The sequence below is a fragment of the Tenacibaculum soleae genome (assembly GCF_001693415.1).
GTDB lineage: Bacteria > Bacteroidota > Bacteroidia > Flavobacteriales > Flavobacteriaceae > Polaribacter > Polaribacter soleae.
The window spans coordinates 142,812-160,047 of record NZ_MAKX01000001.1 but is presented as its reverse complement, the minus strand read 5'-3'; the positions used below and the strand labels follow the sequence as shown (position 1 = coordinate 160,047).

The 17,236-nt window shown below is 31.4% G+C and carries 17 protein-coding genes; 11 read left to right on the top strand and 6 right to left on the bottom strand.

The genetic code is table 11. The annotated features are described in order from the left end of the window. Positions 1–14 precede the first annotated feature (14 nt). From BA195_RS00710 to gldA, 6 genes are all read left to right on the top strand, one after another. The gene (locus tag BA195_RS00710; protein ID WP_068701423.1) at positions 15–623 is read left to right on the top strand and encodes a bifunctional nuclease family protein; all 609 of its coding nucleotides are present in this window, start codon (positions 15–17) and stop codon (positions 621–623) included. A 14-nt stretch (positions 624–637) separates the two neighbouring features. Further along, positions 638–2,383, top strand: a complete 1,746-nt coding sequence (locus BA195_RS00705; protein ID WP_068701421.1) for a nucleoside transporter C-terminal domain-containing protein — start codon at positions 638–640, stop codon at positions 2,381–2,383. A gap of 111 nt (positions 2,384–2,494) precedes the next feature. Continuing rightward, positions 2,495–3,319, top strand: coding sequence for a thymidylate synthase (locus BA195_RS00700; RefSeq protein ID WP_068701419.1), 825 nt, complete (start codon positions 2,495–2,497; stop codon positions 3,317–3,319). A 63-nt stretch (positions 3,320–3,382) separates the two neighbouring features. Next, positions 3,383–3,568, top strand: a complete 186-nt coding sequence (locus BA195_RS00695) for a hypothetical protein (RefSeq protein WP_068701417.1) — start codon at positions 3,383–3,385, stop codon at positions 3,566–3,568. Between the two features lie 20 nt (positions 3,569–3,588). After that, positions 3,589–4,074, top strand: a complete 486-nt coding sequence (locus BA195_RS00690; protein ID WP_068701415.1) for a dihydrofolate reductase — start codon at positions 3,589–3,591, stop codon at positions 4,072–4,074. 96 nt (positions 4,075–4,170) lie between these two features. Continuing rightward, the gene (gene gldA / locus BA195_RS00685) at positions 4,171–5,064 is read left to right on the top strand and encodes a gliding motility-associated ABC transporter ATP-binding subunit GldA (protein WP_068701413.1); all 894 of its coding nucleotides are present in this window, start codon (positions 4,171–4,173) and stop codon (positions 5,062–5,064) included. Here gldA and BA195_RS00680 read toward each other — a convergent pair. Genes BA195_RS00680 through dnaE form a run of 3 tightly spaced genes read right to left on the bottom strand, consistent with a single transcriptional unit; the run spans position 5,057 to position 10,462 of the window. Further along, the gene (locus tag BA195_RS00680) at positions 5,057–5,695 is read right to left on the bottom strand and encodes a hypothetical protein (RefSeq protein WP_068701411.1); all 639 of its coding nucleotides are present in this window, start codon (positions 5,693–5,695) and stop codon (positions 5,057–5,059) included. The genes gldA and BA195_RS00680 overlap by 8 nt on opposite strands. Positions 5,696–5,730: 35 nt before the next feature. Beyond that, positions 5,731–6,087 carry a hypothetical protein gene (locus BA195_RS00675; protein WP_068701409.1) on the bottom strand — a complete coding sequence of 119 codons (357 nt, stop codon included), beginning with the start codon at positions 6,085–6,087 and terminating at the stop codon, positions 5,731–5,733. A 1-nt stretch (position 6,088) separates the two neighbouring features. Next, entirely contained in the window at positions 6,089–10,462 is a 4,374-nt protein-coding gene (gene dnaE / locus BA195_RS00670; protein WP_068701407.1) for a DNA polymerase III subunit alpha, read from the bottom strand. Between the two features lie 241 nt (positions 10,463–10,703). Between dnaE and BA195_RS00665 the strand changes: the two genes are divergently transcribed. The 3 genes from BA195_RS00665 to rimM all read left to right on the top strand — a co-directional run bounded on the left by BA195_RS00665 (position 10,704) and on the right by rimM (position 12,122). After that, positions 10,704–10,895, top strand: a complete 192-nt coding sequence (locus tag BA195_RS00665; protein ID WP_068701405.1) for a cold-shock protein — start codon at positions 10,704–10,706, stop codon at positions 10,893–10,895. Between the two features lie 170 nt (positions 10,896–11,065). After that, positions 11,066–11,575 (top strand): 30S ribosomal protein S16, encoded by a 510-nt coding sequence (locus BA195_RS00660; protein ID WP_068701402.1) that lies wholly within the window; start codon positions 11,066–11,068, stop codon positions 11,573–11,575. A 16-nt stretch (positions 11,576–11,591) separates the two neighbouring features. Then, complete coding sequence (gene rimM / locus BA195_RS00655) at positions 11,592–12,122, top strand: ribosome maturation factor RimM (protein WP_068703857.1); 531 nt, start codon at positions 11,592–11,594, stop codon at positions 12,120–12,122. 77 nt (positions 12,123–12,199) lie between these two features. Here the strand turns inward: rimM and BA195_RS00650 are convergent, their stop codons facing one another. After that, on the bottom strand, positions 12,200–12,703 hold the full coding sequence (locus tag BA195_RS00650) for a GNAT family N-acetyltransferase (RefSeq protein ID WP_068701400.1): 504 nt from the start codon (positions 12,701–12,703) through the stop codon (positions 12,200–12,202). A 56-nt stretch (positions 12,704–12,759) separates the two neighbouring features. Between BA195_RS00650 and BA195_RS00645 the strand changes: the two genes are divergently transcribed. Beyond that, positions 12,760–13,350 (top strand): PhnA domain-containing protein, encoded by a 591-nt coding sequence (locus tag BA195_RS00645; protein ID WP_068701398.1) that lies wholly within the window; start codon positions 12,760–12,762, stop codon positions 13,348–13,350. Positions 13,351–13,445: 95 nt separating this feature from the next. Here BA195_RS00645 and BA195_RS00640 read toward each other — a convergent pair whose 3' ends face one another. Further along, complete coding sequence (locus tag BA195_RS00640) at positions 13,446–14,504, bottom strand: nucleoid-associated protein (RefSeq protein WP_068701396.1); 1,059 nt, start codon at positions 14,502–14,504, stop codon at positions 13,446–13,448. Between the two features lie 33 nt (positions 14,505–14,537). Beyond that, the gene (locus BA195_RS00635) at positions 14,538–15,137 is read right to left on the bottom strand and encodes a ribonuclease HII (protein ID WP_068701394.1); all 600 of its coding nucleotides are present in this window, start codon (positions 15,135–15,137) and stop codon (positions 14,538–14,540) included. A 137-nt stretch (positions 15,138–15,274) separates the two neighbouring features. Here BA195_RS00635 and BA195_RS00630 point away from each other — a divergent pair, with 137 nt between their 5' ends. Next, positions 15,275–17,233 carry a putative porin gene (locus BA195_RS00630; protein WP_068701392.1) on the top strand — a complete coding sequence of 653 codons (1,959 nt, stop codon included), beginning with the start codon at positions 15,275–15,277 and terminating at the stop codon, positions 17,231–17,233. Positions 17,234–17,236: the final 3 nt, after the last annotated feature.

The window sequence follows — 17,236 nt, the reverse complement described above, 5'->3', positions numbered from 1 at the left end:
TTTATAATGATTACATGAGTTTAATTAAACTAACTATTAAGGGGATTTCGTATAGCCAAACTCAAAGTGGCGCTTATGCATTAGTGTTAAGTGAAATGGAGGGTACAAGAACACTCCCAATTATTATTGGAGCTTTTGAAGCACAATCAATAGCAATTGCTTTAGAAAAAGAAATTCGTCCGCCAAGACCACTTACGCACGATTTGTTTAAAACATTTTCAGATAAATTTTCAATAAAAGTAAGTCAGGTAATTATTCATAAATTGGTTGATGGCGTTTTTTTCTCTAGTTTAATTTGTGAAAGGGAAGGCATTGAAGAGGTTATTGATACTCGTACCTCGGATGCAATTGCTTTAGCAGTTCGTTTTCAGGCACCAATCTATACGTATGAAAATATTTTAGATAAAGCTGGTATCTATTTGAAAATGGATGAAGAGTTAATTATTGAAGAAGATTTAGAGTCAGATGATATAGAATTTTCTTTAGAAGATGAGCTTGACCAAACTCAAGGTTATAGCCATTTACAGTTAGAAGAGTTACATGAAAAACTGAATGAAGCCGTAGCTAATGAAGATTACGAATTAGCAGCCGAAATTCGTGATGAAATAAGCAAACGATCTTAATAAAATATAATAAAATGAAGAAATTATTTACTTTCATAATGCTTTGTGCATCCATGATAATTTATGGGCAAAGCATAGAAAAAAAGTGGAATTTTTCATCGATTACCACTGATGGTAACTCGGTAGTTGTTATAAACCCATCAGACGTTTTAAGTTTGGCTAAAGGAAACTTTAGTTATTCTTTACAAGCTAAAGATAGTTTGCAAACTGCAGGGAACTACATATATCAAAATAACCTACTGATTTTTAACCATAAACAACCTAAAGATACGGTTCGTTATTATAATGTGGTTGAACTAACGGACAATACTTTAACATTATCAGAAAAAAATGTAGTGTATAAATTTACTTCAGATATAGAAAGTGTTGTGCCTGTTAAACCAATTAAAGACGTAAAAACAACTGTTAATCAAATTGTGCCAAGTAAAGGGTTTTCAATGCAGAGCTTATGGCGTGGTGTTTTAGGAATGCTTTCGTTATTAATTATTGCCTTTTTATTTAGTGCTAATAGAAGAGGAATTGACTGGAAAACTGTAGGATTAGGATTGGCTTTTCAATTAATCATTGCAATAGGTGTTTTAAAAGTACCTTTTGTACAAGCAATTTTCGAATTTATTGGAAAAGGATTTGTTAAGATTTTAGATTTTACACAAGCAGGAAGTGAATTTTTATTTCAAGGTTTGATTTCAGATATGGATACCTTTGGGTTTATTTTTGCTTTCCAAATATTACCAACAATTATATTTTTCTCAGCATTAACTTCAGTGTTGTTTTATTTAGGATGGATACAGAAGTTAGTAAAAGTAATGGCTTTATCATTAAGTAAAATTTTGAAAATTTCGGGAGCAGAAAGTTTATCAGTTGCAGGAAATATTTTTTTAGGACAAACAGAAGCCCCATTACTGATTAAGGCGTATTTAGAAAAAATGAATAAGTCGGAAATTTTATTGGTAATGATTGGTGGAATGGCTACAGTTGCAGGAGCAGTTCTAGCAGCTTACATCGGTTTTTTAGGAGGGGATGATGAAATAATGAAATTGTTTTATGCAAAGCACTTATTGGCAGCCTCAGTGATGGCAGCGCCAGGAGCAATTGTAATTTCTAAAATATTATACCCACAAACTGAAGAGGTAAATACAGATGTAAAGGTTTCTTCAGATAAGATAGGGGCCAATATTTTAGATGCTATTGCAAATGGAACAACAGAGGGTTTGCAATTAGCAATGAATGTTGGGGCGATGTTGTTAGTTTTTGTAGCGTTTATTGCAATGATTAATGGTATACTAGGAGGAGCTGCTGGTTTTAATGGTATTGAGTATTTTGGATGGAATTTCACATCATTAAATGAAATTATTTCTAATAATACACCATACAAAGGCTTGTCATTAGAGTTTATTTTAGGCTATATTTTTGCTCCGTTAATGTGGTTAATAGGTGTTGCAAGTGAAGATATGGCTTTGATGGGGCAGTTATTAGGAATTAAATTGGCAGCAAGTGAATTTGTAGGATATATTCAATTAGCAGAACTTAAAAACATAGCAAGTGCAACGCATTTAACCTATAATAAATCGATAATTATGGCAACTTATATGTTATGTGGTTTTGCAAATTTTGCATCCATAGGTATTCAAATTGGCGGTATTGGTTCATTAGCACCTGGACAACGAAAAACACTATCAGAATTTGGAATGAAAGCTTTAATTGGAGGAACAATTGCTTCTTTAATGTCAGCAACAATTGCAGGTATGATTATCGGGTAGCGAGTCGCTACTGACAACTAAAATAGTTAATAACTTATTAATATAATTTTTAAAAGCTTCAGCATTAAACGTTGAAGCTTTTTTATTTTTACAAAAATCACAAGTAAAAAGATGAAGCAATATTTAGACTTAGTAAAACACGTTTTAGAAAACGGAAACGAGAAAGGTGATAGAACAGGAACAGGAACAAAAAGTGTTTTTGGGCATCAAATGCGATTTGATTTAAGTAAAGGTTTTCCGATGGTGACAACTAAAAAGTTACACTTAAAATCGATTATATACGAATTGCTTTGGTTTATAAAAGGTGATACAAATATTAAGTATTTACAAGAAAATGGTGTGAAAATATGGAATTCTTGGGCAGATGAAAATGGTGATTTAGGACCTGTTTATGGGCATCAATGGCGTAATTGGAATAGCGATGAGGTTGATCAGTTAAAAGAAGTAATAGCTACTTTAAAGAAAAATCCGAACAGCCGTAGAATGTTAGTTTCTGCTTGGAATCCTTCAGTAATGCCAGATACTTCAAAATCATTTTCTGAAAATGTAGCCAATAATAAAGCAGCATTGCCGCCATGTCATGCTTTTTTTCAGTTTTATGTAGCCGACGGAAAATTGTCTTGTCAATTATACCAACGTAGCGCAGATATTTTTTTAGGAGTACCATTTAATATTGCATCATACGCATTATTTACAATGATGATAGCACAAGTTTGTGGTTATGAGGCAGGCGAATTTATTCACACTTTTGGAGATGCTCATATTTATAACAATCATGTAGTACAATTAGAACTGCAATTATCTAGAGAAACAAGATCATTACCATCAATAAAAATTAACCCAGCCATAAAAAATATTGAAGATTTTACTTTTGAAGATTTTGAATTAATAAACTACAACCCGCATCCGCATATAAAAGGGGTTGTAGCAGTATAATTTAACTTTATTTTTACTAGTTTGTTTAGTAACTTTGTCAGAGGAACTAAAAAAATATATTAAATGACCACAAATGTTGATGTTTTAAAAGATTCCCTTTACGATAAAATTGCTGATATTAACGATGAAGAAGTTTTAAATGCTATTAAAACACTTGTAGATAATATTCAAATAGATGTTTTAGAAGAATCAATTACCCAAAAAAGAGACTTAACAAGTTATATAAAAGAATGGGCAAAAAGTATATAATTGCTCGGTAACTATAATTTATGATTACATTAATCGCTGCAATTGCAAACAATAATGCTTTAGGAAAAGATAACGATTTAATTTGGCACCTTCCTGCCGATTTAAAACGATTTAAGAAAGTAACTTCAGGGCATCATATTTTAATGGGACGCAATACTTTTGAAAGTATTGGAAAACCTTTACCAAACAGAACATCAGTAATAATAACTAGAAATAACGAATATGTTAAAGAAGGGTGTTTAATTGCTAATTCTGTTGAGGAAGCTATTGATTTAGTTGATGAAAAAAGCGCTTTTATAATTGGTGGCGCTCAAATTTATAAAGAGGTTTTAGCTAAAAATTTAGCAGATAGATTAGATATCACTATAGTACATCACAGTTTTGAAGCTGATGTTTTTTTTCCAGAAATAGATACTGATATTTGGAAAGAAGTAGCAAGAGAAGACTTTAAAGCAGACGAAAAGAATAAATACGATTATAGTTTTGTTTCATACATAAAAAGATAAACAATTGTTCGTTTTTTTAATATCAGAACGAGCGTAGTCGAGACCTCATAAAAATGTTATTCTGAATTTTATTTTAGAATTTTACTTGATAAAAATATGTCAATACAACTTACCGATATTTCTAAAACATACGGAAACCAAAAAGTAGTTAAAGGTATTTCTTTTGAAGCAAAAAAAAGCGAAATTATTGGGTTTTTAGGTCCAAATGGCGCAGGGAAATCTACCACAATGAAAATTTTAACTGGTTTTATTCGGCCAACCGAAGGAACTGTTTTAGTAAACGGAATTGATGTTATTATAAACCCTATTGACGCGCAAAAAAGCATTGGATATTTACCCGAGCACAATCCGTTGTATTTAGATATGTATGTGCGTGAATATTTACAGTTTCAAGTATCCTTACATCAAGTTAAAAAAAATAAAATAGAAACGGTTATTCAACAGGTTGGATTATCAGTTGAGGCGCACAAAAAAATTAATCAATTATCAAAAGGATATCGCCAACGAGTTGGGTTGGCAGCAGCAATTTTACACAATCCAGCAGTGTTGATTTTAGATGAGCCAACTACTGGTTTAGACCCGAATCAGTTAGTTGAAATTCGTGAGTTGATAAAAGAATTAGGTAAAGATAAAACGGTTTTATTATCTACACATATTATGCAAGAAGTAGAAGCAATGTGTGATCGCGTAATAATTATAAATAAAGGTGAATTGGTGATTGATAAACCAATTTCGGAACTTAAAACAAGTAACGAACAAGTATTAAAAGTTACGTTTGATTATAAATTAGAAGAACAGTTTATAAAACGATTACCAAATTTAACATCTTACAAAAATACCATAGAAAATAACTGGACACTTACTTTTGAAACAACAAAAGATATGCGCCCAGTAATTTTTGATTTTGCTCAAGAAAACGGATTGAAGATTCTTGGTTTAAATGCTGAAAATAAGAATCTAGAAAGTTTGTTTAGGGAGTTGACTAGTTAGTTGTTTTTTTATTTATTAGTCCCCAAAACTTAGCGTAAAACTCTTGGTCAGTGTTTAGGTTTTTAATTCCGTTACTAAAAAATTGTATTATCTCTTTTTTAAGTATTGGTGTTTTGTTTGTTAAGCAGTCGTTTCCTTTACTATCTAAAATAGAAATAGATGAGTAAATGGTGTTTTTTTTAGAGTTTGTGTCCTCATAACCTCCAGCAACAACGTAAAAATTTTCATCTCTATTGGGTAATAATTTTACTTTTTCCCAAATAAGCATAGGTACTCTTTGATTGCTTATAAATAAGTTTTTATCCCAGTTGTTAAAGGTGTCGTACATTACTTTTCTTGTGTAAAAAGAGGAGTGTGTAGCGTAAAAATTAAGCTCATTTATAAGATTGCCACTATTGTTTTTAACGTATTTAGATTTTTGTATTTTATAATTTACAAAACCATTTATATGTATAAAAGGGTATGGTAGTTTATTAGAAGCGGTAGGTATTTTTTGAGGCTTAGGTATGTGTATTGGTTTTGAAGATTTTATTTCTTCATAATATTTACCAGCAATATACTTTGTTGTTTTTGTTGTTGCACAACTGGATGAAATTAAAACTAATAATAAAAGTAGAAATGAGTTTTTCATGTTTTTTAAACAAATATAATAATTTTGTATAACAGTTAGGTTGAGTAATTAGCTTGATACCATACTTTTATCCAGACTCTTTTTAATATTAAAAAGACTATGTTTTCGATATAGATATCAATATCGGACAACCCTTTTTTATAAACCATTACTTCAGGAACGTCAACAATATATAAAAGGTTTTTATAGCTGTTTAAATCTGTAAGAATTAAATGTTTTAGCACTTTTTTTAATGCTTCTTTTAATGCAAAATGAGTGCTATTTTTGGTTAAATTAATTGTTAAATTAGCTAAGCTAAAATCTTTATTTAGTTGAAGAATTAAGTTTGTGTATAATTCTTCATCAACAGCGTTTATTAATATAGAATCACTATTATGATGTTTAGGAAGCATTTTAATTCAATTTATAATTAATATGTTGCTCATCTAACAGTTTTAAAAATTCGTTTGAAATTTTAATTTTTGTGTTTCTACTTGGTAAATTCAGTTCTATTTTTTCATTGGCTTCCCAAATGGTAAAGTGTAAATTATGCGTTCCGCTATTGGTTACAAATAGGTGTTGCAAATCTTTAATTTTGTTTTCATTTACTTCTTGCAAAGGCATTTTTATAGTGATTTTCTTACACATTTTTTCCATAATATCGTGCAGTAATAAAAAATCAGTAAAGCTAATTCTAGGTTCTCCTTTTATACCTTCTTTGTTTGTCCAACCTGGTTTTATCATTGTTTTTACAAACAAAAAAGAATTAGGAACTAAAAAGTGTTTAAACCTTAAGTATTCTTCACCAAAAATTCTAAACTCAAAATTTTCGCTATAATCTTCAATAAAAAAAGTAGCCCATCCTTTTCCTGCTTTTGAAACTCGATGTTGTACATCGGTAACAATCCCTCCAAATGACATTGCCATTCCTTCGTATTTTGGTAAATCGTTATAATAAGAAAGACTAGCGTTGGTAAATTTTAATTCGTTTTTAAAATCATCTAACGGATGGGCAGAAATATAAATACCAACTACTTCTTTTTCTTTTCCAAGTAATTCCATAGTTCCCCAAGTATCACAAATAGGAATAATAGGTTCAGGCATTTCCTCATCTGATCCTCCACCAAATAATGAAACTTGAGAAGAGTTTTTGTTTTCTTGATATTTATTACCAAAGCGGAGTGCTTTTTCTATAAATTTTTGTCCTTTTTCGTCTTCAATAAAATATTGTGCTCTGTGTGTGTTTGTAAAAGAATCAAACCCACCAGCTAAAATTAATCCTTCAAAAGCTTTTTTGTTAGCAACTCTTAAATCAACACGTTTGGCAATGTCAAAAACAGAAGAGAAGTGACCGTTTTCTTGACGTTCATTAATAATCGCATTTACAGCTGAGGAACCAACACCTTTAATGGCTGCCATACCAAAACGGATAGCACCTTCTTTATTTACTGAAAATTTAGAAAAAGATTCATTTACATCGGGTCCTAAAACGGTAATTCCGGCTCGTTTACATTCTTCCATAAAAAAAGAAACCGATTTAATATCGTTCATGTTGTTTGAAAGTACAGCAGCCATATATTCAGCAGGGTAATGTGCTTTTAAATACGCTGTTTGATAAGCAATCCAAGCATAACAGGTAGAGTGCGATTTGTTAAAGGCATACGATGCAAAAGCTTCCCAGTCAGTCCAAATTTTCTCAAGTTTTTTAGCATCATGGCCGTTAGCCATAGCTTGTTCTACAAACTTAGGTTTCATTTTGTCGAGTACCGCAATTTGCTTTTTACCCATTGCTTTACGTAAAACATCGGCTTCACCTTTGGTAAAATCAGCTAGTTTTTGCGATAATAACATTACTTGCTCTTGGTATACGGTAATTCCATAGGTTTCAGCAAGGTACTCTTCCATGGCAGGTAAATCGTATTCAATTTCTTCATCTCCATGTTTTCTTCGGATAAAAGAAGGAATATATTCCATTGGTCCTGGACGATACAAAGCATTCATGGCAATTAAATCTTCAAAAACGGTAGGTTTTAAAGATCGCATATGTTTTTGCATACCGGGAGATTCGTATTGAAAAATACCAACCGTTTCTCCTCTTTGGAATAGTTCGTATGTTTTTATATCATCTAGCGGAAAATTTTCAGGATCTAGCAAAACGTCATGTCGTGCTTTTACAATTTTAACGGTATCTTTTATTAAGGTTAGCGTTTTTAATCCTAAAAAATCCATTTTTAGTAAGCCAGCATCTTCAACAACCGAGTTGTCGAACTGAGTTACGTACATGTCAGAATCCTTAGCCAAGGCAACAGGAACAAACTTGGTAATATCGTCAGGTGTAATAATTACACCACAAGCATGAATACCAGTATTACGTACCGAACCTTCTAAAACACGTGCTTTGTTAATGGTTTCTGCCATTAAATCGGAACCGTCAGACAAGCGCTTTAGCTCGTTAACCAATTCAATTTCTTCAGCTCTAAGTTTTTCTTTTAGCGTTTTTTCATCCAATGAAAATATTTTCTTCAGTTTCATCCCAGGAATCAACTTGGCAATTCTGTCGGCTTCAAACAACGGTAAATCAAGTACACGAGCAGTATCTCTAATAGAAGATTTTGCTGCCATGGTACCGTAGGTAATAATTTGCGCAACTTGATTTGCACCGTATTTTTCAATTACGTAATCCATTACCCGACCACGACCTTCATCATCAAAATCAATATCAATATCGGGCATCGATACACGTTCAGGGTTTAAGAAACGCTCAAAAAGTAAATCATACTTAATCGGGTCAATATTGGTAATCCATAAACAGTAAGCAACCACAGATCCGGCAGCAGATCCACGACCAGGCCCTACCGAAACGTCCATGTTTCTTGCTTCGCGGATAAAATCTTCAACAATTAAAAAATAACCAGGATACCCTGTTTTTTCAATTACTTCTAACTCAAAGTCTAAACGTTCGCGAATACTTTCTGTAATTTCACCGTATCGCTTTTTTGCACCTACATAGGTTAAATGGCGTAAAAAATTATTTTCACCTCTTTTTCCACCATCTTCTTCATCTTTTACATCTTTAAACTCTTCAGGAATATCAAAAGCGGGTAATAAAACATCACGAGCAAGTGTATAGGGTTCAATTTTATCAACAATTTCTTGAATGTTGATGATTGCCTCAGGAAGATCAGCAAACAAAGCCTTCATTTCTTCGGATGACTTGAAGTAATATTCATCGTTTGGTAAACCATAACGGTAACCTCTTCCTCTTCCTTTTGGTGTTGCTTGTTTTTCACCATCTTTTACACACAATAAAATATCATGAGCATTGGCATCTTCTTTATCTAAATAAAAAGTGTTGTTTGAAGCAACTGTTTTTATGTTATGTTTTTTTGAAAACTTTAAAAGTGTTTCATTTACAACCTTTTCATCTTGTTGATTGTGGCGCATTAATTCGATATACAAATCATCACCAAATTGTTCTTTCCACCAAAGTAAAGCTTCTTCTGCCTGCGCCTCACCAACATTTAATATTTTACTAGGCACTTCACCATAAAGGTTTCCTGTAAGTACAATAATATCTTCCTTGTATTGTTCAATTACTTTTTTGTCAATTCTTGGAATGTAGTAAAATCCATCAACAAAAGCGATGGATGACATTTTTGCTAAATTGTGATATCCTTTTTTGTTTTTTGCTAGTAAAACAACTTGGTATCCGTTGTCTTTTTGACTTTTATTTGTGTGATCGGTACAGATATTAAATTCGCAACCTACAATTGGTTTTAAAGTTTGTTGTGTTACTTGATTTCCATTTTCAACAGCTTCTTTATTTGCAGCAGTTACTGATTTATTATGTTTAAAAACGGCTTCTACAAAATGGAAAGCAGCCATCATATTACCTGTGTCGGTCATTGCAACGGCAGACATGTTGTCATTTGCCGCAGCTTTTACAATATTACCAATTTGAATGGTAGATTGTAAGACCGAGTATTGTGTGTGGTTATGAAGATGTGCAAACTGAATATCTTTTAATTCAGCTAAAGCTTCATTAGTATTTATAGTTGCTTTAGCTCCTTTAGATTTTTCAATTCGAACACGAATTTTGTCACTTTCCTTTTTAAGGTTTAAATGATTTAACCCAATTACTTGAATTGTATTAGGATTAACTTCTTTAAATCGATTAAAAAAGTCGTCTTCACATTGAAGTTGTTGTTTTGTAAACTGCTCAAGCCTTATTAATTCTAAAAAACAACGTGTTGTTGCTTCCACATCGGCTGTTGCATTATGTGCTTCACCAAAACCTGAGCCAAACAAATGTTGATGTAATTCAGTTAATGTTGGTAGTTTAAATTTTCCTCCACGACCTCCAGGTATTTGGCACATACTGGCGGTTTGTTCGGTACAAGTATCTAAAACAGGTAGTTGGGTTAAGTTGTTTTCAATACCTAAACGATGAAATTCACATCCCATAATATTTACATCGAAACCTACATTTTGACCTACCACAAATTTTGCTTTTTGTAAAGCATCGTTAAATAAAGCTAACCCTTCGGAAAGCTGAATACCTTGTTCTTGTGCTAAATCGGTAGAGATACCATGGATTCTTTCTGCATCATACGGAATGTTAAATCCATTTGGCTGAATTAAAAAATCATTATGTTCAACTAAATTACCCAATTCGTCATGTAATTGCCATGCTATCTGTATAGCTCTTGGCCAATTGTTGGTGTCGGTAATAGGTGCGTTCCAGCTTTTAGGTAATCCAGTAGTTTCGGTATCGAAAATTAAATACATCGAGAATGTTTAATTATTGAAGTGTTTAGGTAAAATACAGTGTAAAAATACAAAGAATTTACGGTGTTTGTTTTATAAGTTATTAACGAAGGTTTAAAGTGTTGAGAGAATGTTTTTAAATATATAAAAGCTAACTTATTGTTATGTAGGTGTTAAGTTTTAAATAATTGCAATAAAAACTAATAGAGAGTCAATAAATAAAAGTATCTTTGCACTTTATTAAATTATAATTTTTATTACAATGAAAGAAGGAACAGTAAAGTTCTTCAATGAATCTAAAGGATTTGGATTTATTACAGAAACAGGATCAAACACAGAGCACTTTGTACACGTATCAGGTTTAATCGATGAGATTAGAGAAGGAGATACAGTAGAATTTGATCTTAAAGAAGGAAAAAAAGGATTAAACGCAGTAGACGTTAGAGTATTATAATTAATACTTATTTAATTTTTCTTAAGAGCTTGTTTTTCAGGCTCTTTTTTATTGCAATAAAGTTAGTTTTGTTTTCTTTATAAAGAAAAAAACTATAAATTTGCGCCCACTTATCACGAGATGATAAGATTTGTTAATAATCAAGGTCGCGTACCTTAAAAATTAAAATTATGCCTGTAAAAATTAGATTACAAAGACACGGTAAAAAAGGAAAACCTTTTTACTGGGTAGTAGCAGCTGATTCAAGATCAAAAAGAGACGGTCGTTTCTTAGAAAAAATCGGAACTTACAATCCAAACACTAACCCTGCAACTATCGACTTAGATGTTGATACAGCTGTAGAATGGTTACAAAAAGGTGCTCAGCCAACTGACACTGCTAGAAACATTTTATCTTACAAAGGTGCTTTACTAAAAAACCATTTAGCTGGTGGAGTAAAGAAAGGTGCTTTAACTGAAGAGCAAGCAGACGCTAAATTTGCTGCTTGGTTAGAAGAAAAAACTGGTAAAGTTGCTGGTAAAGTAGATGGTTTAGCAAAAGCTGAAGCAGATGCAAAAGCAAAAGCTTTAGATGCTGAAAAAGCCGTAAACGAAGCGCGTATTGCTGCTAATACTCCTGAGCCTGTTGTTGCAGATACAGAAGAGGTAGCTGCTGAAGGTGGAGCAGATAGCGAAGAATAAAAACTGTATTACGATGTTGCAAAAAGAAGAATGCTTTTATCTTGGCAAAATCGTTAAAAAACATAGTTTTAAGGGTGAGGTAGTTATTAAATTAGATACCGATGAACCCGATCTTTACGAAAATTTGGAATCAGTTTTTGTCGATTTAGGCAATAATCTGGTTCCTTTTTTTATTGAAAAATCTTCGTTAAGTAAAAACACTATGTTTCGCGTAAAGTTTGAAGATGTAGATTCTGAGGCAGATGCCGACGCAATAATGCGCGCAGGAATTTATTTACCTTTAAATTTATTGCCAAAATTATCAGGAAATAAATTTTATTATCACGAAGTTATAGGTTTTACTATTGTTGATAAAAAGTTCGGTAAAGTCGGTAAATTAGTTTATATCAATGATAAGGCGGCGCAACCTCTTTTTGAAATTGAAAATGAGGGAACTGAAATTTTTATACCGATGATTGATGACTTTATAAAAAAAGTAGATCGCGATAATAAAACTATTGAAGTTGAAACACCAGAAGGGTTAATTGAATTATATTTTGAAGATTAATTCTTTTTAAATACATTCTAAAAAACGAAAGATTTTATCTTTCGTTTTTTTGTTTTAGTAACATCATTATGGTGGGGTTAAAAAAGATATTCAAACACATAATCGTCTTCATTTTCAAAAACTTGTTGCATACCAATAAATTTAAAACCTATTTTTTTTAAGAGTTTCTGAGAAGCCTGGTTTTTGGGCATTGTAAAAGCTAATACTTTTTTTTGCTTAAATTTAGTCCGAACATATTCAATGATTAGTTTAGTGGCTTCAGTAGCATAACCTTTACCTCTTCCTTCAGGTAGAAATCCATAACCAATATCAATAAAATCTAACTTATCTCTTTGTAAAGCAGTTGAAGTTCCAATGGGTTTGTTGTTTTCTTTTAAGGTTACGGTAAAAAAACCTAATCCACCTAGTTTTGAATTTTTAAATAGAATATCTTTTAAATAAATACGAGTTTCTTCAACAGATTTCAATTTTTTATCACCTATGAATTCAATCCAATCAGGATCGTTAAATAGTTGAAAATAGAAAGAAGCCTCATTCACTTTAGCTTCTTTTATAATTAATCGTTCGCTTTCTAAAATCATCCCATAAAGATAAAATAAAAATGTACTTTTACAGCCCTTAATTTATAGTATAAAAAATGAGTTTATTACAAGAGTTACAAGATAGAAGTGGCAACCAGTGTGAGTTATGTGCTTCAAAAAATGATTTATCAATTTATGAAGTTCCTCCAATGTCAGTCGGTGGAGTAGATGGAAGTTTATTAGCTTGTGCTACTTGTATTGAACAGATTGAGGATGCTGATAAAACGGACGCAAATCACTGGCGTTGTTTAAATGATAGTATGTGGAGTGAGTTTAGAGCTGTAAAAGTTGTAGCGTGGAGAATGTTATCTAGACTTCGCAAAGAAGGTTGGCCACAAGATTTATTAGATATGTTGTATTTGGAAGATGATGATTTACGTTTTGCAAAAGAAAGCGGAGATCATTTAGATGAAAGTGAAAAAATAATTCATAGAGATGCTAATGGAGCTATTTTACAGGCTGGCGATTCTGTAGTATTAATTAAAGATTTAAAAGTAAAAGGCTCTAGTATGGTTGCAAAACAGGGTACTGCGGTTCGTAGAATTTCTTTAGATCATGAAAATGCTAAATACATTGAAGGTAAAGTTGGGCCTACGCAAATTGTAATCATTACCGATTATGTTAAGAAAATGGCAGAGAAGGAGTAGGAATTTAACGATGAGATTCTGAAACAAGTTCAGAATGACGTTAAAAAATAAGAATTAAAAAAAGGAACGTTTTAAAACGTTCCTTTTTTTAATTCTTATTTTTCAGTATTGTAAAATACTTTATAATATTTCATTTTTTTATCCTCATCATAACCTTGTTCTAGGTATTCAGAAGAAGCATCAGGCGCATCTACATCAATTTTAATTTGGATGTTAGTGTCGAGTTTAATTTCAGTTTTAAACTTACTTTTTTCCTTTTTTAAAACCGCATCTGAAACTTCAAAATTATTACGAATTAAAACATCATTTAAACCTTCAAAATGTTTTTTGTAATCTTCAAACATTCCTTGGTGTTTTTCATTTTCAAAAACTTCTTCTTTAAAACCGTGATAATCTACACTTTCATTTTCTTTAAAGTAATCTACAGTATTTGCTAAAAAATTACTTTGTTCTTGTTTACCAAATTCAGGTTTAATAATTTCTTCCGAAAAATCTTTACACATTTCTAAATAGTTTTGTGTATGTAAATTACGATCGTCAGCAAATTTAGCGTTTAAAAAATTCTTAATCCAATATTGAGCATCGTATTGGTTGTTATCTACCGATAAAATTACGGTTCCTTCAGCATCCGAAGAATTTATAATTAAACAACCTTTGTCTAATTTTTTTGTAGAGATTCCTTTTTGAACTACTACATCAAAACTATCATCATCATCTAAATAAGTTTGAAAAAAATCAACTTTACTTTCAATCTTAAAAACCCCAATAGCTTCTGTTAAAATGTCTTTATATTCGATGCCTTCAAAATAGGCAACAATTACATCACCGGTTTTTATATTGGCAGAGTTTGATTGTTCGTATAAATGATTTACAATATTTTTAGAATGTTCAATGAAAACTTCATTACTATCATCTTCAAAAATATCAGAAGTATATTTGTTAATTTCGTTTAAACGAACGTCGGCATGGTGGTTAAAACGATAACTTTGTGTTACTGTACCAAAGTTTTTTAATAAAAAAGGCATTAGTAGTTCGTAACTTTCTTCATCGAAACGAACTAAACTTTCTGATAATGCATTTTGACCACTGTTGTATTTATTAGCAACTTTATGAATAATACATTTGCTAATTTCGGCACGCGTTCTTTTAATCATCTTCTAAAATATTGGAAGACAAAAATAGAAAAACTAAAGTTTTAATTTAAACTGTTCTGGAAGTAATTTAAAAGTGGTACGATGATAAGGTGTTATACCAAATTGACGAATTGCATTTCGATGTTCTTTGGTTGGGTATCCTTTGTTTTTTTGCCAATTATATTGTGGAAATTCTTGATGCAATTTTTCCATATAATCATCTCTATATGTTTTTGCTAAAACAGAGGCAGCGGCAATACTCATAAATTTAGCATCACCTTTTACAATAGTTTGATGCGGAGTTTCTTTGTATGGTTTAAACTTGTTGCCATCAACAATAATAAACTCTGGTTGAGGTGAGAGTTGTGCGATAGCGCGTTGCATACCAGTTATTGAGGCTTGTAAAACGTTTATTTCATCTACTTCTTTATGATCTATAAAAGCAATGGCATAAGCAAGTGCATGCTTTTCTATATAAGGACGTAATTCTTGACGTTTTTTTTCTGATAGTTGTTTAGAATCATTTAACAACTCATGTTTAAAGTTTTTAGGCAAAATAACAGCAGCTGCAACCACAGGACCTGATAAACAACCTCTGCCAGCTTCATCGGTTCCGGCTTCTAGTAAATGCCCGCTATAGTTTAATTTTAACATGCTGCAAATTAACGGCTTTCAAATAAATTAAAATAATGTTTTACAAAAAAAGAGAATACATAAAGTAATATACTTTAACATAGGTTTATACCGTTTTGGTCGTATCGGTTTCGTTTAATTATTTTACTTTTGTAGCTATGAAGAAAAGTTTTTTAGTGTTTTTTTGTTTGATAAGTGTACAGCTGCTCTTTGCTCAAATTAGGCAATTAGATAATGGTTTAGGTGGATTTAATAATGGGTTAAATCAAAATTTAGATTCTGTATCTAACAATGAAATTAATGTAAAACTTAGTGGAAAAACGAAGTATACGGACTATAAAATAATTTCATTTAAAAATGACACGACGATTATTGACACGACACTTACATTAAAAAAACATTATAAATTTAATTTTTTAAGAAAGGATAATTTCGAATTATTACCTTTTCATAACCAAGGGCAAACGTTTAATAATTTAGGGTATAATTTTAACAATATTTCTCAATTTCCTGATATTGGTTTTCGAGCTAAACAATTTGGTTTTTTTGAAATTGAAGATGTAGATTACTACCATGTGCCTACGCCCACAACAGAGGTTTTATATAGAACAGGTTTAGAGCAAGGGCAGGTTTTAGATATTTTATTTACAACGAATTTTTCAAAACGTTTTAATGTAGGGGTTTCGTATAAAGGACTTAGATCATTAGGTACTTATCGACGATCATTGGCGAGTACAGGTAATTTTAGGTTGAGTTTTAAATATGAGAGTCCAAAAGGGCAATATTTTATTAGAGGTCATGCGGTAAATCAAGATTTTTTAAATCAAGAAAATGGAGGGTTAACAGATGCTTCTTTAACTGCATTTCTTAATGAAGACCCTAACTTTAATAGTAGAGGTAGGTTAGATATAAATTTAAATGATACAGAAAGTACCTTAGAGGGAAAACGCTTATATTTTGAGCATACTTTTAAAATAATATCTGCAAAAGATAGTTTGCATCAAAAAGATTTTTCAAACTTAAAAGTAGGACATTCTTTTACAAGAAATTCTAAATACTACCGTTTTAATCAATCAGCAGCAACTCCTTTAATTTTTGGAGATGCAACCATAACAGGAGCCATAAATGACAGGGCTAATTTTTTGGTATATAATAATGAGTTTTTTTTAGATTTTAATTCAAAATATATTCTTGGTAAATTTAGAGTAAAAACAGGGTATAGTACTTATAAATATGGATACGAAAATTTGCAAAACAACCTAGTAGGTATTACTAAAAATAAACTGAAAGGAGATGGAGTTTCATTTGGAGCAGATTGGAACGGTAAAATCAATAATTTTTATGTAAACGCATCTGGTAATTTAACACCTGGTAGCGGGCGCCTTTCAGGAAATAATTTAAAAGCAGAAGCCTTTTATAAAAAGGATAGTTTATTTACGGTAAAAGGACGATTAGAAATTAGCAATAAGTTACCAAATTTTAATTTTTTATTGCATCAAAGTAGTTATAATAAATATAACTGGGAAAACGACTTTGCATCTGTAGGAACTAAAACTATGGGAGGTGTTATTGAGTCTAAGTGGGCAAATGCGAGTGTTGATATTACAAGTATTGACAACTACACGTATTTTGATGAAAATAGTAAGCCGCAACAGTTTTTAGGTAGTGTTGATTATTTAAAAGCAAAAGTATCGAAGGAATTTGTTTTTGGAAAATTTGCGCTTGATAATACCTTAATGTATCAAAAAGTAGCTAGTGGTAATAGTGTATTTAGAGTTCCTGAATTTGTAACAAGAAATACACTGTATTATTCTGATGATTGGTTTAAAGGAAACCCATTGTTTGTACAAATAGGAGCTACATTCAACTATTTTTCTAAATACAAAGCAAATGCTTACAACCCTTTATTAGCAGAGTTTAGGCTGCAAAATGATACAGAAATAGGTTACCCAACCGTTGATTTATTTTTTAATGGTCGAGTACGAAGAACACGTATTTATTTTAAAGCCGATAATGTGAGTTCTTTCTTTTTAAAGAAAAACTATTTATCGGCACCAAGCCATCCATATAGAGATTTTGTAATTCGTTTTGGTGTTGTCTGGAACTGGTTTATTTAGTCA